Here is a 21,375-nt window from a genome sequence, read left to right on the forward strand (position 1 = left end):
AGACGTTGGCGTTCCCTGGAACACCCCTCATCCGTCTCGGCGCTGCGCGCCGATCCACCTTCCCCCACAGGGGGGAAGGGAAAGGCTCCTACTCCTCCGGCTCCGTCGTAAACAGCAGCGGATAGCCCTTGGCCTTGCCGGCATCGGTGGCGCGCGTCGCCTTGGTCTCGGCGACGTCCCGGGTGAAGACCGCGACGACGCAGACGCCGCGCTGGTGCGCGGTGATCATCACCCGGTGCGCCTGGTCTTCGCTGAGCTTGAACTCGCCCTTCAGCACCGTCACCACGAATTCACGCGGCGTGAAATCGTCATTGATGAGGATGACCTTGTAGAGCTTCGGGCGCTCGGTCTGCGGCTTGGTCTTGGTGCGGGGCTTCGAGGTGATTTCAGGCATCGGGAACCGTCATCGCGCGAGGGTCGCTCTCACTTTGTCATGGGGGAAAGCGGTCGTCCATTTTGATCGGCGCGCGAAACCGGCTTCCCGGGAGTGCTGCCGTTCACAAATTTAGGAACTGTCTGCTGCGGTTCAACGGCCCTGACGGTCGATGATGCGACGGGTATGGAATTGCCTGGCGGTGGATGCCGCATCCGGCCTGGATCCGGCCGCCTTGCGCTCTATCCAGGCGAAAGCGAGCCAGCCGGCAAAGCAGGCCAGCGCGCCGACGGTGAGCACGGCAAGCAGCAGGCTCTGCCATGGTGCGATGTATTGCCAGTTGCTGGAGATGGCCGGCGCAAACAGCGACGGCTCGGTGCGCCCGCTCACCGGATCGGGCACCGGGCTGGCGGAAAACTGAATCAGCACCCTGACCACAGCCGAGGCCACAAGGCCGCCAATGGCCATCGAGCGCAGAATGGATGAAAGCCGCTTCTTCATGCTGGCTGTCCTATCGGACCGGCATTGCAAACGGGTTAAAGGCGGTCGGACCCATCGATGCGAGAATCGCGCTCGCCGGATATGAGAAGGCCGCTCCAGCCGGGGGGACTGGAGCGGCCTTGTTATCAGATAGGGCTGTTGGCCCGCTCTGATCAGGCCTTCTTCGCGGCCTTCTTGGGGGCCTTCTTGACCGGGCACTGGTGCGTCTTGGTCACTTTGCAGGCCTTGACGACCTTCTTCATCGCGACCTTCTTCGGAGCAGCCTTCATCGGCGCGGCAGCCGGAGCGGTCGTGGCGGTCGTAGCAGCCGGAGCAGCGGTCGTGGTGGCAGCAGCGTTGCTGACAACCGGCATCGAGAAGGCCAGAGCGACTGCGAGACCGAGAGCGGAGAGGATGGACTTGTTCATGGCTTCGTTTCCTTTTTTGTGCGGGTCGGTTTGAGTGTCACTGAACCGGGTCGATCGGTGTCACTCCAAGCAGCTTCAAAGCGTTCGCGAGCATCCGGATACCCTGCGCCTGTTTCTTGTTGGCGCAGAACCGGTTTCCCTTTCTTTGCAGTGCTTTCGCCGCGGTGACCTGCGTTGCCGCGGCATGGGTTTCGAGGGCTTCGTCTACCTGGCGATTGAGATCGATGCAGCGCTCGCTCCTTGTGATCGGCGTCACCTTTGCGCTGGAGGCTGCGATCGCGGCCGTGACGAGCGAAATGCTGAACAGCGCACCCATCAAGCTGATCGTGAACCTGTGCATTGGTAATGTCCGTTACTCCGGAGACTAGCGTCGCAGCCGATGACCTGACCGCCACGGCACCCTTTATGCCTTTGATTTTTTTCGGAAGTTTTTCCGGAATATAGAATTTTGTTTCTGGATTGTTTCTGGCAAATCGGCTCTGCAGGCGATCGTCGCCGCTGGCCAACATGTGGCCAGAATTCTATCGTGTGGGTGACGTCGCCAAAACAGACTCGAAGGGCGGCCGCCCGACTGGCCCGCCAGCAATGACAGGATCGCCGTGAAATCCGATGCACACATACTGATCGTCGACGACGACAAGGGCATTCGCGACCTGCTTCAGGAATTTTTCCAGAAGCGCGGCATGCGCACCACGGTTGCCGCCGACGGCATCGAGATGGAAGACATACTGCGCCGCACGCAGGTCGACCTGATCGTTCTCGATGTGATGCTACCCGGGAAAAGCGGGCTGGAGCTCTGCCGCGACCTGCGCGCCAGCTACTCGACGCCGATCATCATGCTGACGGCAGTCACCGAGACCACCGACCGTGTGGTGGGGCTGGAGATGGGCGCCGACGATTATGTGCCGAAGCCCTTCGATCCGCGCGAGCTTCTGGCCCGCATCCGTGCCGTGCTGAGACGAAATGTTGCTGCCGAGCCGAAGCGCCCCACCACCAAGCAGATCTACCATTTCGCCGGCTGGACGATGGACTGTTCGCGCCGCCGGCTGATGGCGCCGGGCGACGTCAGGGTTGAGCTGACCATGGCTGAGTTCAACCTCTTGCAGACCTTCGTCAAAAGTGCGCAGCGCGTGCTTACGCGAGACCAGCTCATCGAGCTTTCCGGCGGGGACAGCGACTATTCCTTCGACCGCAGCATCGACATTCTGGTCAGCCGTCTCAGGCGCAAGATGGAAGACGACCCCAAGACGCCCAAGCTGATCCTGACCGTGCGCAGCGGCGGCTACCAGTTCCTGCCCGAGACCACCTCCGAATGAGACGCCTGCTGCCGCAAACCCTGCCGGTCTGGGTTTTGCTCATTGTCATTGCCGGCCTGCTGATCAGCCAGGTCGCGACGCTCTATATCGTCTCGCGCGACCGTGCCGTCGCCAATGACGAGGTCGATCTCTACCGGCTGAACGACCGCGCCTATTCGCTGGTGCAGCTGATGCACGACGACACGCCAGAGCAGCGCAAGCTGACGGCTTCCGGCTTGTTCAACGCCACCTATGCGCTCACCGTTTCGGACACGCCCGCCGTCACCTCATCGATCGCCGGCGACGACGAACTGGCCGAGCTCGAGGACATCCTGGTCGGGCGGCTGTCGAAATTCGGCATCACCGACGCACGCGTGCGGCGCGATCCGGCATCGCAGGCAGCCAACGCGCCTGGCGGCGTGGTGCTCACCAAGGATGTCGGCGCGGTGGAGCGTGATCTCCTGGGACTGGCGGCAAGCTTTGCCCAGAGCGACAAGCTCACGGCATCGGTCCGCTTTGCCGACGGCCAATGGCTGAATTTCACCGAGCCCAACACGCCGGTCGGACCGATACTGAGCTTCGACAGCCTGCCGCTCTATTCGCTGATCGCCGGACTGGTGGTGATCATGTCGATCTGGTCGCTGCGCCGGCTGACGGCGCCCTACCGGATGATGGAAACGGCAGTCAATCGGATCGGCACCGATCTGAAGAGCCCGCCGATCGCCGAGACCGGCAGCCGCGAAATCCGTGCCGCGGCCAAAGCCGTCAACGCCATGCAGGTCCGGCTGCGCGACTATGTCGAGGACCGCGAGCATCTTGCGGCGGCGCTCGCCCACGATCTGCGCACGCCGCTGACCCGCATGCGGCTGCGCCTGGAACTGTTGCGCAAATCGACGGCGCGCGAGGCGCTGGCCCACGACCTCGCCGACATCGAGAGCATTGCCAGCTCCGTCATCGACTTCGCCACCTTCGAGGTCACCGAGGAAAAGAGCGAGCGGATCGATTTCTGGTCGCTGGTGGAATCGATCGCCGACGGTTTCGAGGACGTCTCGTTCGACCATGACGGCGCAAGGCCGCGTGGCATGATCTGCATGGCGCGGCCGGTGGCGCTCAAGCGCTGCGTCAACAATCTGGTCCAGAATGCCGTGACCTACGGCAAGAAGGCGCATCTGAGCCTGCGCCAGTCCGACGGCACGATCACGCTGGTCATCCGCGACGAGGGGCCGGGCATACCGCAGGCGCAGCTCGACCAGGTGTTCGGCTCGTTCGTGCGGCTGGAGCAGTCGCGCAACCGGCAGACCGGTGGCCTTGGCCTCGGCCTGACCATTGCCCGCAACATTGCGCGTGCCGCCGGCGGCGAAGTCAACCTGTCCAATCATCCCGGCGGCGGCCTGCTGACGGAACTCAGCCTGCCGCTGACAGCATAAGGCAGCAGACTATCGTCTCGGTATGCACCAGGGGCTGGATCAGCCAACCCAACCTTGCAATAGTGCGGCCGCTCGAACAGGAGGAGATCGCCGCATGTTTTATGCCATCCTGGCCTATCACGTCGAACAGACCATCCAGTCCCTGACGCCGCAGCAGGATGCGGCGCTGATGCACGACCTGCTCGAGGTCAATGCAAGGCTGACCCGGGACGGCAAGCTCGGGCCGGCGGCAAGACTGGGCGCGACGGCCAACGCCGTCACGCTGCGCGGTCCGGGAGACGGCATCGTCATCGACGGGCCGTTTGCTGAGACCAAGGAACAATTGCTGGGTCTTTATGTCCTCGACTGCGCCACGCAGGAGGCAGCGATTGCAGCTGCGCGCGACTTGCGTCGCGTGAACCCTTCGGCAGTCTACGAAATCCGCCCGATCACATTCTACCTTCCCGGCGTGACGTTTCCCGTCACGGAAGGATCAGGCAGGGGCGATTTCAAGGAGGCCGCCAGCGGCTGAGAGCCGACTGGCTGACCCCGTGGCCGGTCACGCAGACGCGATCTCATTGCCCAGGCGAACCATTTCGGCGACCAGCAGGTCGAGGTCCTCGCGCCGGGTGCGGTGGTTGTTGATCGCCACCCTGAGGCAATGCCGGCCCTGCACCGTCGTATCGGAAATGGCGGCGATGCCGTCTTCCTGCAGCCGCAGCATGATCTCGGTGTTGAGCGCCTTCGCGCGCTCGCCATCGAGCCTTTCCGCGCGATAGCGGAAGCAGACGATGTTGATGCTGGTCGGCGCCGCCAGCTCGAGCGCCGGTTCGGCCTCGATCAGGCTCGAGAGGTAGTGCCCTTGCGCAATGTTCTGGTCGATCAGGCGGCCGAATTTCTCGACGCCGTGTTCCCGCAGCGCCATCCACACTTTAAGTGCCTTGAAGCCGCGTGACGTCTGCAGGCCGTAGTCGTGCAGCCATTGCCCCGAGGCAAGGCCGCGCGGCGTCGATTCCAGATATTCCGGCGTCACCGCAAAGGTTGTGCGATGCGCCGAAGCATCCCTGACCAGCGCGCAGCCCGCCTCGAACGGCGCATGCAGCCATTTGTGCGGATCGAGCGCGATGGAATCGGCCCATTCGAGGCCGCCGACGCGGTGGGCATTCTCAGGCGCAATCGCGATCAACGCACCGATGCAGCCGTCGACGTGGAACCACATGTCTTCCTCATGCGCCAGCTTGGCCAGCGCCCGCAGATCGTCGATCGCGCCGGTGTTCACCGTGCCGGCATTGCCGATGATGCATGCCGGCTTGAACCCGGCCGCGCGGTCTTCGGCAATCGCCGCCCGCAATGCCCTAATGTCGATGCGCAGGCTGGCATCGCTGGCAATGCGGCGCAGCGCCCTGTTGCCGAGGCCGAGCGCTTCCATCCCCTTGCGATGACAGGAATGGATCTGGTCCGAGCCATAGAAGCGCAACGGCTTTTCGATGGCCGCAACGCCGTGCTCGCGCACGTCGATGCCGGCCTTGGTGTTGCGCGCCACGGTCAGCCCGATGATGTTGGCCATCGAGCCGCCGCTGACCAATGTGCCGCTGGCCGAGGCCGGCATGCCCGTCATCTGCTTGCACCAGTCGACCACCTGGCTGTCCATCAGGGCGGCGGCATGGTTGCCGCCGCCGAGGTTGGAGCCCTGGATTGCCGCCAGGAAATCGCCGAGCGCGCCCGTAAAATTGCTCGACCCCATATACCAGGCCCAGAAGCGCGGATGGATGTTGCCCATCGGATAGGGCATCACCTTGTCCACGACATCGCCATAGATGTCGGCAAGCGGCGTCGGCAACTGCGGCAGGGAGCCGGTGAAGAAGTCCCTCACATCTCCAGGCATCTCCTGCCACACCGGCCGTTCCCTGACGTCCCGCAGGTAAGCGACGGCATCGTCAACGATCCGATGCGACAGGATCTGCACATCGGCCCAGTCCGAGGGGTCAAGCGTTTCCTCGGTGCTTGCGGCCGAATGTCCAGGCATCGCGTCCATGCAGATTGCTCCCGCGCCATCATGCTGGGAACTGGCAGCCGGGCGTCGAGCGGGAGAGAGCGAGCTCTTCCGCATTCATCTCAGCCTCGATGCCCTCGAACAGCGGCGTCGTCATGTAGCGTTCCCCGGTATCGGGAAGCATGCACAGGATCACCGAACCGGCCGGCGCCGTGCCGGCGATCTGGCGCGCGACGGCGAAAGCCGAACCGCCGGAAATGCCGGTGAAGATGCCCTCCTGCTGCGCCAGCGCCTTGGCCCATTTCATGCCCTCCGGCCCGGCGATCGGCATCACCTCGTCATAGAAGTTGCCATCGATCGCTTCCTGCAGGACATCAGGGATGAAATCCGGCGTCCAGCCCTGGATCGGGTGTGGCTCGAAGGCCGGATGGCTGGCGGCCGGCGCGCCACCGGCGCCGCGCACCTGCGGCTTGCCGCTGCCGACAAGCTGCGCGTTGGCGGGCTCGGTGAGCACGATTTTGGTCTCAGGCCGCTCGCGGCGCAGCACACGCGCCACGCCGGCGACGGTGCCGCCAGTGCCATAACCGGTGACGAAATAGTCGAGCCGAGAGCCGGCGAAATCGTTGACGATCTCGCGTCCCGTCGTTGCTTCATGAATGTCGGCGTTGGCCTTGGTCTCGAACTGGCGGGCCAGGAACCAGCCATTGGCTTCAGCCAGTTCCATCGCTTTCTTGTACATGCCGAAACCCTTTTCGGCGCGAGGCGTCAGCACCACCCTGGCGCCCAGCATGCGCATCAGCTTGCGGCGCTCGACCGAAAAGCTGTCGGCCATCGTCACCACGAGCGGATAGCCCTTCTGCGCGCAGACCATGGCAAGGCCGATGCCGGTGTTGCCGCTGGTCGCCTCGACGATGGTCTGTCCCGGCTTGAGCGCGCCGGTGCGCTCGCCTTCTTCGATGATGTTGAGCGCCAGCCGGTCCTTCACCGACGCCGCCGGATTGAAGAACTCGGCCTTGACGTAGATGGTGGCGTGCCCCGGACCGAGATTGTTGACACGGATGACCGGCGTGTCGCCGACCGTGTCCAAAATGCTGTCGAACAAGCGGCCGCGGCCGGCCGTGGTTCTGATTTTCTGCTTGTGCAACATGGATGAACTCCTGGTTTTGCTCACGGGCCGGTTACACACCGGCGGTTTGGGCGGCGAGGTTTCGACACCTTGCCGCACTACAGGTCTTTGACGTGCCGCAATGTGGTAAACCCCACATCCGGCGCGCAAATTTGCAAGCCGGGTGCACTTTGTCGTGTTCGGTGATAAAGCAGGGGCCGGCGGGCCAGCGTGGGAGAAGGCGTGGTATCCGACGTGGAATCGAGCGTGGAGAGCAGCCGTCAAGGTCTTAGCGTGCGCCTGTTTGGGCCGCCGACGATTGCGCGCGACGGCGTCCCGGTGGTCCTGCCGGCATCGCGCAAGTTGCGCGCGCTGCTGGCCTATCTGGTGCTGGCGCCCCACCCGGTCGGACGTGGCAAGCTGTGCGAATTGCTGTGGGATGTCCCAAATGACCCCAGAGGTGAGCTGCGCTGGTGCCTCAGCAAATTGCGGGCTGCTCTCGACGAGCCGGGGCGACGCAGGATCGAAACCGCTGATGATACGATCGCGCTTGATCTCGACGGTATTTCGGTCGACGTGCTGGATGTCGTGGCTGCGACAGCCGCAGGCATAGAAACGCTCGACCCCGAGCGACTGCAGGCGCTGTCAAAGCTCTTCGTCGGCGATTTCCTGGAGGGGCTGGAGATCGACCGCAGCCCGCTCTTCAACAGCTGGCTGACCGCGCAACGCCGTCGTTTCGGATCCTGCCACGCGGCCATACTGGAACATCTGGTCAAGACGCTCCCGGCCGATTCCGAAGACGTCTCCTCCCATCTGGAAAAATGGTTGGAATTGACCCCGTTCGACAGCTGCGCCCACATCGCGCTTCTGGCAAGGCTGGCGCGGCGCGGTCAGTTCGGCGCCTGCGAGGACCATCTGGCAGCAGCAGCGCAGCTGTTTCAGTCGGAAGAGCTGGATTTCGGCCCGGTGCGCCAGGCGTGGCTGGCCATTCGCGCGGAACGTCACTGCGCGACTTTGCCGGCACAGGCGGTAACGGCGCCGGCTGCGAAACAGGCGCCGATCATGCTTGCCGGTGCCGAGCCCTCGACACCGCACAAGGCTTCGCTTGCCGTGATGCCGTTCGCCGAAGACGCCGGCAGCGGCATTCGCGGCGGGTTGGCCGACGGCTTCACCCACGACATCATCACCCGCCTGGCCAAGCTCAGGGATTTCTTCGTCATCGCCCGTGGCTCGGTCTTCGCGCTGGCCGAGAAAAACATCGCACCGGAAGATGCCGGTCGCCGGCTGAATGTCGACTATGTCGCCACCGGTACGGTGCGCAGCGTGACAGGGCGCCTGATCGTCACCGTCGAGCTTGTCGAGGTGCGCACGGCCAGGATCGTCTGGGCCGAGACCTTCGAGCGCAGGCCCGACGACATCTTCGCGATCCTCGACGATATCGGCAACAGCATCGTGGCCTCCATCTCATCCGAGATCGAGACGGTCGAACGCAACCGCGCCATGCTGAAGGCGCCCAATTCACTCAACGCCTGGGAGGCCTACCATCGCGGCCTCTGGCACATGTATCGCTTCACCCGCAACGAAAACGACCTCGCCCGGCATTTCTTCGATATAGCCGTACGGCAGGATCCGACCTTCGCACGCGCCTATGCCGGCCTGTCCTTCACCCATTGGCAGAGCGCTTTTCAGCGCTGGGGCGACCGCGACCAGGACAGCGCGCTTGCCTATGAGGCGGCCGGCCAGAGCCTGTTGGTCGACGATCACAATCCGGCCGCGCACTGGGCGATGGGTCGGGCGCTATGGCTGCGGGGCGAAGGCAACGCATCGCTTGTCGAGCTGGAAAGAGCTGTCGACCTCAGCCCCAATTTCGCGCTTGGCCACTATGCGCTTTCCTTCGTGCAGTCGCAGTCGGGCGACCCGCAAGCCGCGATCGGATCGTCGGATCACTCGCGCCATCTGTCGCCGTTCGATCCGTTGCTGTTCGGCATGCTGGGTGCACGCGCCATGGCCCATGTCCGGCTTGGCCAGTTCGACGAGGCGGCCGGTTGGGCACTGAAGGCTGCCGCCCGCCCCAATGCCCATGTCATCATCCTGTCGATCGCTGCCCATTGCCTGGCGCTGGCCGGACGGCTCGACGAGGCCAAAACCTTCGCCGCCGCCATCCGCAAGACGCTTCCGGACTATAGCACCGACGACTTCATCGGCACCTTCCGCTTCGACCCAGACGCGACAGCCCTCTACAAGCTCGGCGCCAAGCGCATCGGGCTTAGCTGAACCTGCAAAGCAGCCAGCCTTGGCCGCCGTATCAGCCTGTCAAGGAACGGCAACAATCTTCCAGGCCAGCAAGGCGATGATGACAATTGCCGCGAACAAGGTTGCCCAGCGATGTTGTCCGAACGCATGCAAGGCAAGAACAACAAGCGCGGCGATGGATGCAGCAAGCGAGCCTTCGATGTAAAAGACTTCCTCATTGCCGGGCGGCGACGCGGTCGCGCCTCCGAGGCGGAAGAACTCCAGGTTCGAGCGGATCGCAATCACGATCAGCAAACCGAGCGCCGCTTGCGCCGCCCGCGGCATCGACAGCCAGGTCAAAATCCGTTTCATCGGTGATGTTGCCGGCCTAACGCCGCAACACCGCGCTCAGCACATCGCGTATGCCAATGGCGCCGACGAAGCGCGACTGGTCGTCGAACAGCGCCACCGGTGCCGTCTGCGAGCGGTGCATGGCCAGCATCACCGTCTTCAGCGACGTGCCGGGGTTGGCCCAGAACACCTGCGCCGTCTCTTCCTTCTGCGCCTCGACCTCGGCGCAGGACACCCACACTGCCGGTTTGCCGTCGCGCTCGGCCGCCGCCACCAGCCCGTGCTCATCGATCTTGAACCGCGTCGTCTTGCGCCGGTCGAGCCACACCCAGCCGTTATCGCCGTGCTCGAGATCGCGACGGTCGCGCATCACGTTCCAGGCGGTCAGCACCGACAACGGGTTCACATTGGCGATGAAGTCGCGGACGTAGTCGTTGGCGGGCCGCAGCACGATGTCTTCCGGCGCGCCGGTCTGCACGATGCGGCCACCCTCCATGATGGTGATGTGGCTGCCTATCTTCAGCGCCTCTTCCAGATCGTGGCTGACGAAGATGATGGTTTTCTTCAGCTCTGCCTGCAGCTGCAGCAACTCGTCCTGCAGCTTGGTGCGGATCAGCGGATCGAGCGCCGAGAACGGCTCGTCCATCAAAAGGATCGGCGCCTCGGTGGCGAAGGCGCGGGCCAGGCCGACGCGCTGCTGCATGCCGCCGGACAGTTCATGCGCGTATTTCTTCGCCCACTGGTCGAGATTGACCAGCTTGAGCTGGCGATGCACACGCTCCTTGCGCTCCTGTTCCGGCACGCCGGCGAGTTCGAGGCCGAGGCCGACATTCTCCTCCACCGTGCGCCATGGCAGCAGGCCGAACTGCTGGAATACCATCGCCACCTGCTTCTGGCGCAGCCGCCGCAGCGTCGCCTGATCGCAGGTCACGACATCGACGATGTTGTCGCCGTCCTTGACCAACACCTGGCCGCGCGACACCACATTGAGCCGATTGACGGCCCGCAGCAGGGTCGACTTGCCGGAGCCGGACAGGCCCATCAGCACCGAGATCTCGCCCTCATGCACGGTCAGGCTGGCGCCCGCGCAGCCCAGCACGTTGCCGGTCTTTTCGAGGATTTCGGCGCGCGTGGCACCGCCGTCGATCAGTGCAAGCGAACCGGCCTGATCGGATCCGAAGACGATATCGACATTCTTGAAGTCAACAGCGACGGTCATTTCTTGCCTCCAACGCCGATACGCGTCATCCGGTCGAGCACGATGGCGAGCACGACGATCGCGAGGCCCGCCTCGAGCCCGAGGTCGATGCGGCGCGAGCCGAGCGCGCGGTTGATTTCAGTGCCGAGGCCGCCGGCGCCGATGAGTGCTGCAAACACCACCATCGACAACGACAGCATGATCGACTGCGTCAGGCCGGCCATGATGGTCGGCAGCGCCGAGGGCAGCTCGACCTTCCACAGCAGCTGCTGCTTGGTGGCGCCGAAGGCCTCGCCCGCCTCGATGATCGACTTCGGCACCGAGACGACGCCGAGATGGGTGAGCCGCACCGCGGTCGGGATGACGAAGATGATGGTGACGATGAGGCCGGGCGCGTTGCCGAGGCCGAACAGCGTCAGCACCGGGATCAGGTAGACGAAGGTTGGCAGCGTCTGCATCAGGTCGAGCACCGGCAGCATGATGCGGTAGACCTTCGGCTTGTGCGCGGCCCAGATGCCGAGCGGCACGCCGATGGCCATCGCCATGGCGGCGGCGGCCACGACCAGCACCAGCGTCTGCACCGTCTGCTTCCAGAGGTTCTGGTTGATGATGAAGATCAGGCCAAGAAAGACGCCGATGGCGAGCGGCCGCGAGCGCTGCAGCAGCCAGGCGATGATGGCGACGACCAGCGCCAGCAGCACCGGCGGCACTACCAGCAGGATGTCGACCAGCCCGTCTAGCAGGAAATTGAGGCCGTTCGAAAAGGCCCTGAACACAGTGTCGAAATTGTCGGTGAGGAAACCGAAGAACGCCTTTCCCCAGGCGCCGATCGGTATCTTGTGATCGACCATGAATTTCGAAATCGGATCCATATCGCCCCTCTCATGCGCGAGACCGCCTGCCCCCGGCCTCTGCTGTCGTTACGTCATCTTCTCACAGGATATGAAAAAGGGCAGCCCTTTCTAAATTGGCTGCCCTTCCTGGTTCGGCTTTGCCGAATTCAGTCGGCTCAGCTTCCGAGCGCGGTCTTCACCGCTGCCGCCGCATCGCCGCCATCGAAGGTGGTGACGCCGGCAATCCACGGCGCGACCGCGTCAGGGTGCTTCTTCAGCCAGTCGGCTGCGACCGTGTTGGCGTCGCCGCCCTTCAGGATCGCGTCCATCATCTCGCCTTCCATGTCCAGGTTGAACTTGAGGTTGGCGATGAACTTGCCGGCATTCGGGCACTCGGTGGTGTAGCCCTTGCGCACATTGGTGTAGACGGTGGCGGCGCCGAAGCCACTGTCGCCCATGCCGTCGAGATAGGTGATCTTCATGGCGCCCATCACCGGATGCGGCGTCCAGCCGAGGAAGGCGATCCACTCATTGTTCTTCATCGACTGCTCGGCCTGCGTCAGCATGCCGGCTTCCGAGGACTCGACCAGTTCGAAACCTTCGAGATTGTCCTTCGGGTTCTTGATCATGTCGAGGATGATGCGGTTGCCGTCATTGCCGGCCTCGATGCCATAGATCTTGCCGTTGAACTTGTCCTTGAACTTGCCGATATCGGTCAGCGACTTGACGCCGGCGTCAGCGACATAGGTCGGCACGACAATGCCGTAGCCGGCGCCCGTCAGGTTGGTGCTGATCGTCTCGACCGAACCGTCGGCGGTGTAGTCCTTGATGTCGTTGGTCATCGACGGCATCCAGTTGCCGAGGAAGACGTCGAGATCCTTGTTTTTCAGCGACGCCATGGTCACCGGCACCGACAGCTGGATCGTCTGCGGCTCATAGCCGAGCGCGGTGAGCAGCACCGAAGCGACGCCGGTCGTCGCCTGGATGTCGGTCCAGCCGACATCGGAAAGGCGCACTGTCTTGCAGCTCTCCGGATCGCCGGCGAGAGCAGCGCTCGTGGACAGGAAAGTCACCAGACCGAGGCCGGCGACGAAGGTGTTCATACGCGACATTGGTAGTCTCCCATTGTGATTCTTTGGCGAAGCGTCGTTACGGTTTCTCTGCCCGCCTTGTTTCGTCAGCCAAACATCATTCTGGTGTGGTTTCAAGCATTAAGGCAATCACGATCAACGGCGCGGACTGGCCAAACAGCGACACGCCTGCCGCTTTTTCGATGGCAGATGGCTTTTCCCATGAAATGCTGAGGTGCCCCCCTCCCCGCGCTGCGCCAACTCGGCTTAAAAGAGCGGCATGGCCAAGCTTTACTTCCACTATGCGACGATGAATGCCGGCAAGACGACGATGCTCCTGCAAGCATCGTACAACTATCGCGAACGCGGCATGACGACGATGCTGTTCGTCGCCGGCCATTACAGAAAGGGCGACACCGGGCTGATCTCCTCGCGCATAGGGCTGGAGACCGAGGCCGAGATGTTCCGCGACGGCGACGATCTCTACGCCCGGGTCGCCGAGCACCATGAGCACACGACGGTGCATTGCATCTTCGTCGACGAGGCGCAGTTCCTCGAGGAAGAGCAGGTCTGGCAGCTTGCCCGTATCGCCGACCGGCTGAACATCCCGGTCATGTGCTACGGTCTGCGCACCGATTTCCAAGGCAATCTGTTTTCCGGCTCGCGTGCCCTTCTGGCGATCGCCGACGACCTGCGCGAAGTGCGCACCATCTGCCGCTGCGGCCGCAAGGCGACTATGGTCGTGCGTCTCGGCCCTGACGGCAAGGTGGCCAGACAGGGCGAACAGGTGGCGATCGGCAAGGACGTCTATGTCTCGCTCTGCCGCCGCCATTGGGAAGAGGAAATGGGCCGCGCCGCGCCAGACGACTTCATCGGCTTCACAAGGGGCTGAACGGCCGGGGCAACATGAAAATTCTCCAGTTCGCAGTCGATTGCCCGTTTCCGCCGGTGTCAGGCGCCGAGATCAGGAACGCCGCCAACGCGCGTGCCTTGGCATTGATGGGCGAGGTCCTGACGGTAAGCCTAAGTGGCGCCCCGGCGCCTTCCACGCCGCCGAACATCCGTCACCGAATCATCGAGGCGGCGCGTGGCCGGGATCCCTGGCACAGGCGTAGCCCCCACCCGACCATGCACATCATACCGGACGACGAACTGGCCGAGGCGGATGCGCTGTGGCGGCAATTCGACCCCGACCTGGTGGTTATCGAGGAGATCATGCTTGCGCAGTTGCTGACGCTGGCGCGGAAGCATCGCGCGCGCACCGTCCTTGACCTGCATAACATCGATTCCCGGACGGTGGCGGACCGGATCGCTGGGCTGACGCTGTGGCAGCAAATTCGAGGCTGGCGCCAAAACAGGCGCAAGAAAGCGCAGGCGCGCGACGCCGACAGGCGTGCGGCGGCCGCCGCCGATCAGGTCTGGGTCTGTTCGCGGACCGACGGGATGCTGCTTTCCGCTCTCGGTCCGGTCAACGACATCAGGCTCATCGCCAACCCCATTCCGGACGAGAGCGTTCTCTCGTTGCCGATTGGCCCCGAGCGGTACCGTGAGCTCAGCCTGTGCTTCATCGGCCATCTCGGCTATTTCCCCAACATCGACGCCGTCAAGCAGATCGGCCGCAGAATGGTGCCGCGCCTCGCCGCTTCCGGCCAGCCATGGTCGATCACCGTCGCCGGCAGGAACCCGGGCAATGTCGTGCGCCAGACTTGCGCAAAAAACGGGCTGAGGCTCATCGAAAACCCGCCCTGTCTACCGGACCTGCTCGGCGCCGCCGGCTATGCGCCGATCCCGCTGCGCTTCGGCGGCGGAACCCGCATCAAAGTGCTGGAGGCGATGGCAGCGGGCCTGGTCGTCGCCGCCACCGAAAAGGCCGTCGAAGGGCTCGGCCTGCAGGCGGGCAGGCATTTTCTGTCAGGCAGCGATGCCGGCGAGCTGGCGTCAAAACTCGTCGATCTTGCGAAACGCCCGCAAGCGGCGGCTGAGATGGCGGAGAGCGGCCGCACCTTCGTGCGCGACAACCACTCATCAGCGGCAATTGAAAAAGCGATCGGGCAGGCAATCGCGGCAATCCCGCTCCGCCCCAATGAATAAGAGGGCAATCCCCTACGCCCTATGGCGTTTGTTAAGGCCCAGCAGCCTATTTTGCCCGCAGCCAGAGCCAGCCGGGGATCGCCATGCTTCGAGCCATTTCGTCAGCGTTCGTTTTTTACTTAGCCGGCATCATCGCCGTGCAGGCCGGCGGCGACGCCACACTCGGCAAGAAAGTGTTCTACCGCTGCATGGCGTGCCACGAGGCGGCAACCGACCGCGACAAGGTCGGACCGCATCTCCTCGGTGTCGTCGGACGCACCGCAGGCACAGCCGAGAATTTCAACTATTCGCAGGCCATGAAGGATGCCGGCGCCGCCGGCCTCGTCTGGGACGAAGCCGGCCTCAAGGCCTATCTCAGCGCGCCCAAGCTGAAAGTACCCGGCAACAAGATGGCGTTCTCCGGCCTGACCAGCGACGACGACATCGCCAACGTCATCGCCTATCTGAAGGCCGATCCGAAGCCCTGAACGGCTGGATGCTTAGCGTGACGGATGGTTTTCGCCAGCTGTCTCGCGCCTGTAACCGGTTGAGTTCTCTGCCGAATTTCAGGGCATCGGCGCCAGCGAAGATCGGCTGCTTTGCCAGCATCAAAGTTCAATGACAGTTGAACAATGTGTGGCCGGCCAATTAATCACGCCATGACCCCGCCTTCATTGACTTTCAAGACGATGACAGATTTTTTTGTTTTCGGGGCGGGTCTTGTCTTGCGTCTTTCAATCCCTGGATGCCCCACATATATTCGCCGCTGTTCGCAGCCAGCGACCGGAAGCCGAAGCGGGAGGCCCCTATGGCGACATTGCAGAATTTCGATGCCGAAATTGCCAAGACCAGGCAAGTCGTGCAGGACATGCGCACCAAGATCGAGCAGTCCGGCACCGTGCTTGACACGCTGGCCACCGCCGACAAGAAGATCGGTGACGCCAATTTCGACATCGAGAATGCCCGCATCGAGGACGTGCTGAAGCAGCAGAAAGTGATGGAAGGCAACATCGCCGACCTGATCATCGGGCTGGAAGACGCCACCAACGTCTTCGGCACCGAATTCGAGAGCATGAAGAACTACACCGGCTGGGAAAGCTTCGTCGGCGTCTTCTCCGCGCAACGCAAGCAGCGCATGCGCACCGACCGTGTCCGCAACATGTCGCTGGCCGGCAATCTGCAGGAGCTTCTGGTCAAATCCGACACCATCGTCGGCATCCTGAAGGCGCAGAAAGAGGTCCTCGACCAGCGCTACAAGACCTCCGAAGCCAGCCTGTCGCAGGTGATCGAGCGCCGCAAGGTGACGATGACCAACCTCGAAGCAGTGCAGAAGCGCATCGAGGAGGTCAATCCGCTGCTGCTCGACATCGAGAACAAGATCGCGGCGTCGACCAGCCAGAAGGAGCGCACGCAGCTTGAGGGCGAGCGCTCGAAACTGGCCACCGAATACAATGAAAAGCAGGCCAAGGAGCAGGAGCTGCTGGCCGAGAGCCAGACGCTGGAGCGCTACACCTCGATGTTCCAGACCTTCGTCGATTCGCTCAACAACCAGATTGCCGCGCAGTCGACGCTGATCAACAAGCTGACCATCGATACCGAACAGCGCATCGTCCTCTACAAGGCGCTCGAAGATTCGCTCAAGACCGCCGCCCAGCAGGACGTCGCCCACAAGATCAACACGCTGGGCAGCCAGGTCGACAACACCGCCGAAGAGACCATGGCCGGCATTGGCGCCGCCTCGCAAAAGCACATTGGCGATCTCCTCGAAATGCACGAGAAGAACATGGTCGCCAGCGCCGACATCCAGCGCCGCAAGAAGCTTGCCGACGATGCCTTCGCCCGCCGTTTCGACGACGTGATGAAGAAGCACAATTCGGCGAACTACGTGCAGTCGTAAGGAGCGGCTGCACGCGGGCACACCGGCATGACTCCCGAAAACGAAGCGGCGGCGCGCTATTTTTCCGCCATCACGGCCGCACTCAGCGGCCTTGAAGTGTTCATGCGCGACGACCGCTCGCCGCTTTACCGGCACGGCATCGTCGCCAAGATCGTCGCCGAATACATTGCCCGGCTGGACAAGTCGTTCTCCTGCTGGCGCAACCGTCTCGGCTTCATGGACACGTTCCGGATTTCGCGCGCCGACAGCGGCTATCCCGTCTTCCAGAACCTGCTCGAACTGGAAAACGATCGCCGCCAGGCCGACGCACGGCTGGCCAACATTCCGCTGGCCGGCGAATTGCGCGAGGAAATGGCCGACTTCATCCTGCGCCACAAGGAATTCCCCGAAGCGCTGCAGAAGTCGATGGCCGAGCGGCTCTATCTCGAGGACGTCAAGAGCGAGCAGACTTTTGGCCCGTTCTCGCTGGCGCAGACAGCCAAGGTCTCGGTCAATCCAAAAACCTTCCGGCCCTATTACCTCGTCCACTGGGCGACATTCGACGGCAGCGCCAACCTGCCGCTGGTCTACATGGTGACGGTGGAGGATTCCTCCGAAGCCATGATCAGCCAGCTCGTCGACAGCAACGGCAAGCTCAACGAACGGGTCGACATTCCGCTCCCCGTCGACGGCCTGCTCAATCCCGAGCTCGCTCACCGCTTCGACGATTTCACCGAGAAGAATTCCGCCTACACGCTGTCGCCGGCGACGATTGCCGTCAATCTAGACAAGGATTTCGAGCCGCTGCACCCCAAGCAGTTGCGTCGCGTCGTGCTTGGCCCCTTCTATTCCGCGGGCATTACTGACAACAATTCGACAGTGACGGAGGTACTGGCCAAGGTGCGCAAGCCGGAAAATGCCTGGCTGCTCACCTGGACTATCCAGGAGGTCTATTCCAAGGGCGAGAAACCTGGACGCAAAGGCCTGTTTTCGAGCGAGAAGACGACGCAGGAATTCTTCATCAACACCGACGATCTCGAAGCGGCGCGCCAGGGCGTGTCGAGCTACGAGAACCATGCGCTGATCCCGCACGAAGCCTATCAGGCACTCTACGCCGCCGGGGAGGCACAGAAGATCTTTTCCGGCTACAAGGTCCACATCCTGTCCAACGGGCAGGTCATCTCAGACGTCTGACCGTCACACCACGGAGCATCCTTCATGGACACCGGCCTGACCACCATCCCGGAAGCGGCGATCGAAAAGCACCGCGCCACGGCGCAGAGCTTCATCACCCGCGTCGTCGTTCTGGAAGACCCTTCGCGCGAATCCGGCACAGCACTGGCCGGCACCAACCGCCGCTTCGTCTCGACCGTCTCGGTCGGCTCGGTGCGGCGCACGCGCGAGGTCGAGCTGACCAAGACCGTCGCCGTCATTCATCCCGACGACCAGCTGATGAGCATCCCGCAGCACACGCTGCTCTATCGCGCCCGGCGTGGCCTGGCCATTGCGCTCGCCATCTCCGACGTTTTTGCAGAGGGCTCAGACCTCGAGAGCCTGCAGGCCAAGAACACCCGCGCGCCGCTGGAAGGCGACGAAGCCGCCACTTTCAAGAAGCTTCTGTCAGCCTCGGCTTACGTTTCAGCCTTCAGCCTTGCCTCCTATTTGTTCCAGCTGATCGACAGCGACGGCGAGGGGCCCAACGACATCCCCGAGCCGGACTTCCTGTTCGACACACCTCAGGATGCGGTGAAGTCGATCGTCGCCGGCCTCGACAAGGCGATTGCGGGCTCCAAGGATGATGGCGACCTGACGACGCGGGCACGTGCTTTCGCGCGCGTCGCTATAGACGGTCTGCTGGCGCGCAAAGGCCGCTTCGACGGCATCGGTCCGTTCGAAAACGCCCATATCCGCATCGACGCCGACAATTTCACCCTCGACGGTTTCGATGTCGCGCCGGGCAAGCGCTCGAAACCGCTGGTGATGACCTTCAAGAAGCCGGAAGAGGTCGTCGGCAACCACATCGCCAAATACCAGTCGGTCAAGCTCGCCAAGATGCTGATGGCCTATGATTTCGAGCGCGAGCTGAACCCGTTTGTCGAGCTCGGCGGATTCCTCTTCACCTTCATCGGCGACGGCGCGCCCGGTACCGGCAAAACGACGCTGATCCAGATGATCGCCGGCCTCGTCAACGGCTATTGCCAGGTCGCCGGATATCCTTTCGCTTATGAGAATTTCGGCGTCGACCAGATCTCGTCCTACCAGGGCAAATCCGGCCAGAACTGCCGCCAGTTCATCAACAATGTCTTGAACCCGCGCATCATCGGCTTCGGCACAATCGACGATATCGACCAGGTGGCGGCACGCCGCTCCGACGACCGCGCCTCGGCCGGCCAGCAGGAAATCACCGGCGTTTTGATGGATGCCTTCGCCGGAGCCGGCACGGTGGTGCGCGGCAACTGCTCCTTCGGCATGTTTTCCAACTATCCCGAAAATGTCGACGACGCGCTGCGCCAGCGCGCCGGCGCCCGCTGGCTGGTCGACGGGCCGCAGAGCCGTGACGACTATATCGACATCTTCGTGCTGCTCGCGGGCAAGAACCACAAGATCCCGCTTGGCGACCACAAGCTTTACGCCGCGCAGGAAATCCAGCGCGCCGTGACCGAAGCCTATGAGGAGCATGAGAAGCCGCAGGAAGACGGGCTGATGAAGGTCTATGAGCGCTACATGAAGGAAAATGGCGCGCCGCAATCGATGGCCGACATCGGCACCTATCTGCACCTGATCAAGGATGCCGAACCGCGCTTCACCGGCCGCGCCATCAAGAACGTCACCGACGCCATCAAGATGCGCGCCATGGACATCGAATTGCCGGACGACTGGTTCGAGAAGCCGGAAGCCTTCATGCACAAGGGCTATGACGAGAAGAAAGCCATGATCGAGGAACTGCGTGGTCCGTTCTCGATGGACATGGTGATGCAGGAGATCAACCGCTACGCCGATTCCGAGTTCCGCTATTCCGACAAATCCGACGACGCCGCGGTGGAAAAACTGCTGCGCGACGCGAGGCTGCGTGAACGCGCGGGTCGTGAGATGGAGGAGATGAAGAAAAAGGGGCTCTGGAATGCGTGAGTTGCGCCGACCTCCCCTTCTCCCCTTGTGGGAGAAGGTGGATCGGCGCGATAGCGCCGAGACGGATGAGGGGTGTTCCAGCGGAGTGAGACGCTGGCGTTCCCTGGAACACCCCTCATCCGTCGCCTTCGGCGACACCTTCTCCCACACGGGGAGAAGGGAAGGCTGCGCCGCCCCTCATCCGCCCTTCGGGCACCTTCTCCCCGTCAACGGGGAGAAGGAAGAATGATCCATCCCGCCAAAAAACCCGACCTCCTGCGCGACAACGAGCTGATCTACGGCCGGCTGCTCACCGTCGACGAGACGCACCTCATCCAGCGCTACAACAAGGCGCTTGTCGCCTTCGGATTGAAGCCGACCAAGCTGAAGAGTTTCCAGATCGACCGCACCGGCTTCTCGCCCGAGATCGCCGAGGAATGCGGCGACTATAATTACCTCGATCCCAATGAGGTCAATCGCCGCTTCATCATCCTGACGCCGTCGCAGATCGACCTGCCGGTGGTGCACACCGCCTTCTCCAACACCTCGCAGCTGATGTTCGAGTTCATGTCCAAGAACCAGCGCGCCATCGACGCGCTGACCATCAAGGACGTCATCTACGGCGAGATCGAGGATTCCGTTCCGCTGGTCAACGACATCGAGGATCTGCTGTCGATCAGCCAGGTCGAGTTCAAGGTGCTGTCGGCCGAGGACGTTCTGGGCAAGGCGGCCGAGCTCGGCAAGCTCGTCGACCGGCTGAAGCAGGAGCCCGACGCCTGGCGCGACAATGCCATGCTGACCCGTATGGTCGATCTCGCCAAGGTCTGCGGCGACATCAGAGAGAACGCGCTGGTTCCCGACCAGGTGATCTTCCGCCACAACGCCTACTGGACCAGCCATTTCGGCGGCGTCTACGTCTTCGTCGATTCCGATATGACGACGGTCATCGGCGATCCGGCCGCACCCGGCTTTCGCCGCTCGCGGCCCTGGCAGGTCAGCTACCTCTCGATCAACGATGCCGACAAGGTGTTCAAGTTCCTGGCCAGCACCGGCCGCATCGAACTGCCGCGCGCGTCATGGGTCGAAAGCTCGGGCTATCTCGAGCACCGCGCCGAGATGGTGGTGCGATCGCTGATCCGCGACACTGAGCCGAACCGCAATCTGACCGACGTGGACAAGGTCTGGCTGCAGACCTGGATCCACGGCCATGCCGACCTGATCACCAGCGATGGCAATTTCCCCTTCCTCAACGCCGCCAAGCGCGAGATCGCCCAGCTCGGCCATCTCAAGATCGAGGATGTCGCGCCGCGCCAGCGCTTCCTGGTCGTGCGCGGCAAGCCCGACCATCCCGATGCATGGCTGACCAACGAGCTGATCTCGGATTTCGTGCCGCAGGACTTCGTCTCGCGCTACGTCTTCAACAAGCCCGGCTTCTACAAGGACTATGACGGCTACAGCGATGCCTGGCGATCGCATGTTGTGGACGTTCTGAAAACCACATATTTGAAAGACAAGGTGGCGTTTCGCACCCGTCTTTATGGCCTGACTGATTGAGGG

At 62.9% G+C, this 21,375-nt stretch carries 21 protein-coding genes; 11 read left to right on the plus strand and 10 right to left on the minus strand.

Features of this window, described 5'->3' with window-relative positions:
- Positions 1-88: 88 nt before the first annotated feature.
- From clpS to ACWGTI_RS02490, 4 genes are all read right to left on the minus strand, one after another.
- Positions 89-394 (minus strand): ATP-dependent Clp protease adapter ClpS, encoded by a 306-nt coding sequence (clpS, locus tag ACWGTI_RS02475; protein ID WP_181061326.1) that lies wholly within the window; start codon positions 392-394, stop codon positions 89-91.
- 132 nt (positions 395-526) lie between these two features.
- Positions 527-874 (minus strand): hypothetical protein, encoded by a 348-nt coding sequence (locus ACWGTI_RS02480; RefSeq protein ID WP_454585647.1) that lies wholly within the window; start codon positions 872-874, stop codon positions 527-529.
- A gap of 152 nt (positions 875-1,026) precedes the next feature.
- Complete coding sequence (locus ACWGTI_RS02485) at positions 1,027-1,281, minus strand: hypothetical protein (RefSeq protein WP_454577257.1); 255 nt, start codon at positions 1,279-1,281, stop codon at positions 1,027-1,029.
- 37 nt (positions 1,282-1,318) lie between these two features.
- On the minus strand, positions 1,319-1,621 hold the full coding sequence (locus ACWGTI_RS02490; protein ID WP_454577256.1) for a hypothetical protein: 303 nt from the start codon (positions 1,619-1,621) through the stop codon (positions 1,319-1,321).
- 259 nt (positions 1,622-1,880) lie between these two features.
- On the opposite strand from ACWGTI_RS02490, the gene ACWGTI_RS02495 reads away from it, so the two are divergent.
- The 3 genes from ACWGTI_RS02495 to ACWGTI_RS02505 all read left to right on the plus strand — a co-directional run bounded on the left by ACWGTI_RS02495 (position 1,881) and on the right by ACWGTI_RS02505 (position 4,514).
- Entirely contained in the window at positions 1,881-2,597 is a 717-nt protein-coding gene (locus ACWGTI_RS02495) for a response regulator (RefSeq protein ID WP_454585648.1), read from the plus strand.
- Positions 2,594-4,003, plus strand: coding sequence for an ATP-binding protein (locus ACWGTI_RS02500; protein ID WP_454585649.1), 1,410 nt, complete (start codon positions 2,594-2,596; stop codon positions 4,001-4,003). The genes ACWGTI_RS02495 and ACWGTI_RS02500 overlap by 4 nt, the downstream gene beginning before the upstream one ends.
- Positions 4,004-4,097: 94 nt before the next feature.
- Positions 4,098-4,514, plus strand: coding sequence for a YciI family protein (locus ACWGTI_RS02505; protein WP_454585650.1), 417 nt, complete (start codon positions 4,098-4,100; stop codon positions 4,512-4,514).
- A gap of 27 nt (positions 4,515-4,541) precedes the next feature.
- On the opposite strand, the gene ACWGTI_RS02510 is transcribed toward ACWGTI_RS02505, so the two are convergent.
- Complete coding sequence (locus ACWGTI_RS02510; protein WP_454585651.1) at positions 4,542-6,017, minus strand: pyridoxal phosphate-dependent decarboxylase family protein; 1,476 nt, start codon at positions 6,015-6,017, stop codon at positions 4,542-4,544.
- Between the two features lie 19 nt (positions 6,018-6,036).
- Positions 6,037-7,122 carry a PLP-dependent cysteine synthase family protein gene (locus tag ACWGTI_RS02515; protein WP_454585652.1) on the minus strand — a complete coding sequence of 362 codons (1,086 nt, stop codon included), beginning with the start codon at positions 7,120-7,122 and terminating at the stop codon, positions 6,037-6,039.
- A 201-nt stretch (positions 7,123-7,323) separates the two neighbouring features.
- Here ACWGTI_RS02515 and ACWGTI_RS02520 point away from each other — a divergent pair, with 201 nt between their 5' ends.
- Entirely contained in the window at positions 7,324-9,354 is a 2,031-nt protein-coding gene (locus ACWGTI_RS02520; RefSeq protein WP_454585653.1) for a transcriptional regulator, read from the plus strand.
- A 39-nt stretch (positions 9,355-9,393) separates the two neighbouring features.
- Here the strand turns inward: ACWGTI_RS02520 and ACWGTI_RS02525 are convergent, their stop codons facing one another.
- The 4 genes from ACWGTI_RS02525 to ACWGTI_RS02540 form a co-directional block, all read right to left on the minus strand.
- Positions 9,394-9,684: a hypothetical protein gene (locus ACWGTI_RS02525; protein ID WP_162712078.1), complete on the minus strand. Its 291-nt coding sequence runs from the start codon at positions 9,682-9,684 to the stop codon at positions 9,394-9,396.
- Between the two features lie 16 nt (positions 9,685-9,700).
- Positions 9,701-10,882, minus strand: a complete 1,182-nt coding sequence (gene choV / locus ACWGTI_RS02530; protein WP_454585654.1) for a choline ABC transporter ATP-binding protein — start codon at positions 10,880-10,882, stop codon at positions 9,701-9,703.
- Entirely contained in the window at positions 10,879-11,733 is an 855-nt protein-coding gene (gene choW, locus ACWGTI_RS02535; protein ID WP_454577247.1) for a choline ABC transporter permease subunit, read from the minus strand. The genes choV and choW overlap by 4 nt, the downstream gene beginning before the upstream one ends.
- Before the next feature lie 137 nt (positions 11,734-11,870).
- The gene (locus ACWGTI_RS02540; protein WP_454585655.1) at positions 11,871-12,806 is read right to left on the minus strand and encodes a choline ABC transporter substrate-binding protein; all 936 of its coding nucleotides are present in this window, start codon (positions 12,804-12,806) and stop codon (positions 11,871-11,873) included.
- Positions 12,807-13,044: 238 nt separating this feature from the next.
- Between ACWGTI_RS02540 and ACWGTI_RS02545 the strand changes: the two genes are divergently transcribed.
- The 7 genes from ACWGTI_RS02545 (at position 13,045) to ACWGTI_RS02575 (ending at position 21,372) form a co-directional block, all read left to right on the plus strand.
- Positions 13,045-13,656 (plus strand): thymidine kinase, encoded by a 612-nt coding sequence (locus ACWGTI_RS02545; RefSeq protein WP_112561118.1) that lies wholly within the window; start codon positions 13,045-13,047, stop codon positions 13,654-13,656.
- A gap of 14 nt (positions 13,657-13,670) precedes the next feature.
- The gene (locus tag ACWGTI_RS02550) at positions 13,671-14,855 is read left to right on the plus strand and encodes a glycosyltransferase (protein ID WP_454585656.1); all 1,185 of its coding nucleotides are present in this window, start codon (positions 13,671-13,673) and stop codon (positions 14,853-14,855) included.
- Between the two features lie 83 nt (positions 14,856-14,938).
- Positions 14,939-15,322 carry a c-type cytochrome gene (locus tag ACWGTI_RS02555; RefSeq protein ID WP_454585657.1) on the plus strand — a complete coding sequence of 128 codons (384 nt, stop codon included), beginning with the start codon at positions 14,939-14,941 and terminating at the stop codon, positions 15,320-15,322.
- A 320-nt stretch (positions 15,323-15,642) separates the two neighbouring features.
- Positions 15,643-16,731 carry a hypothetical protein gene (locus tag ACWGTI_RS02560; protein WP_454585658.1) on the plus strand — a complete coding sequence of 363 codons (1,089 nt, stop codon included), beginning with the start codon at positions 15,643-15,645 and terminating at the stop codon, positions 16,729-16,731.
- Positions 16,732-16,758: 27 nt separating this feature from the next.
- The gene (locus ACWGTI_RS02565) at positions 16,759-17,904 is read left to right on the plus strand and encodes a hypothetical protein (protein ID WP_454577242.1); all 1,146 of its coding nucleotides are present in this window, start codon (positions 16,759-16,761) and stop codon (positions 17,902-17,904) included.
- A 24-nt stretch (positions 17,905-17,928) separates the two neighbouring features.
- Positions 17,929-19,839 carry an ATP-binding protein gene (locus ACWGTI_RS02570; protein WP_454585659.1) on the plus strand — a complete coding sequence of 637 codons (1,911 nt, stop codon included), beginning with the start codon at positions 17,929-17,931 and terminating at the stop codon, positions 19,837-19,839.
- A 225-nt stretch (positions 19,840-20,064) separates the two neighbouring features.
- Positions 20,065-21,372: a DUF6638 family protein gene (locus ACWGTI_RS02575; protein WP_454585660.1), complete on the plus strand. Its 1,308-nt coding sequence runs from the start codon at positions 20,065-20,067 to the stop codon at positions 21,370-21,372.
- The last annotated feature ends 3 nt before the right edge of the window (positions 21,373-21,375 follow it).

Source organism: Mesorhizobium sp. ArgA1, from assembly GCF_053714375.1.

Excerpts from the sequence above, each read along its gene's own strand:
- clpS (WP_181061326.1), bottom strand. The coding sequence starts at position 394 with ATGCCTGAAATCACCTCGAAGCCCCGCACCAAGACCAAGCCGCAGACC.
- ACWGTI_RS02480 (WP_454585647.1), bottom strand. The coding sequence starts at position 874 with ATGAAGAAGCGGCTTTCATCCATTCTGCGCTCGATGGCCATTGGCGGC.
- ACWGTI_RS02485 (WP_454577257.1), bottom strand. The coding sequence starts at position 1,281 with ATGAACAAGTCCATCCTCTCCGCTCTCGGTCTCGCAGTCGCTCTGGCC.
- ACWGTI_RS02490 (WP_454577256.1), bottom strand. The coding sequence starts at position 1,621 with ATGCACAGGTTCACGATCAGCTTGATGGGTGCGCTGTTCAGCATTTCG.
- ACWGTI_RS02500 (WP_454585649.1), top strand. The coding sequence starts at position 2,594 with ATGAGACGCCTGCTGCCGCAAACCCTGCCGGTCTGGGTTTTGCTCATT.
- ACWGTI_RS02505 (WP_454585650.1), top strand. The coding sequence starts at position 4,098 with ATGTTTTATGCCATCCTGGCCTATCACGTCGAACAGACCATCCAGTCC.
- ACWGTI_RS02510 (WP_454585651.1), bottom strand. The coding sequence starts at position 6,017 with ATGGACGCGATGCCTGGACATTCGGCCGCAAGCACCGAGGAAACGCTT.
- ACWGTI_RS02515 (WP_454585652.1), bottom strand. The coding sequence starts at position 7,122 with ATGTTGCACAAGCAGAAAATCAGAACCACGGCCGGCCGCGGCCGCTTG.
- ACWGTI_RS02525 (WP_162712078.1), bottom strand. The coding sequence starts at position 9,684 with ATGAAACGGATTTTGACCTGGCTGTCGATGCCGCGGGCGGCGCAAGCG.
- choV (WP_454585654.1), bottom strand. The coding sequence starts at position 10,882 with ATGACCGTCGCTGTTGACTTCAAGAATGTCGATATCGTCTTCGGATCC.
- choW (WP_454577247.1), bottom strand. The coding sequence starts at position 11,733 with ATGGATCCGATTTCGAAATTCATGGTCGATCACAAGATACCGATCGGC.
- ACWGTI_RS02540 (WP_454585655.1), bottom strand. The coding sequence starts at position 12,806 with ATGTCGCGTATGAACACCTTCGTCGCCGGCCTCGGTCTGGTGACTTTC.
- ACWGTI_RS02545 (WP_112561118.1), top strand. The coding sequence starts at position 13,045 with ATGGCCAAGCTTTACTTCCACTATGCGACGATGAATGCCGGCAAGACG.
- ACWGTI_RS02550 (WP_454585656.1), top strand. The coding sequence starts at position 13,671 with ATGAAAATTCTCCAGTTCGCAGTCGATTGCCCGTTTCCGCCGGTGTCA.
- ACWGTI_RS02555 (WP_454585657.1), top strand. The coding sequence starts at position 14,939 with ATGCTTCGAGCCATTTCGTCAGCGTTCGTTTTTTACTTAGCCGGCATC.
- ACWGTI_RS02560 (WP_454585658.1), top strand. The coding sequence starts at position 15,643 with ATGGCGACATTGCAGAATTTCGATGCCGAAATTGCCAAGACCAGGCAA.
- ACWGTI_RS02565 (WP_454577242.1), top strand. The coding sequence starts at position 16,759 with ATGACTCCCGAAAACGAAGCGGCGGCGCGCTATTTTTCCGCCATCACG.
- ACWGTI_RS02570 (WP_454585659.1), top strand. The coding sequence starts at position 17,929 with ATGGACACCGGCCTGACCACCATCCCGGAAGCGGCGATCGAAAAGCAC.
- ACWGTI_RS02575 (WP_454585660.1), top strand. The coding sequence starts at position 20,065 with ATGATCCATCCCGCCAAAAAACCCGACCTCCTGCGCGACAACGAGCTG.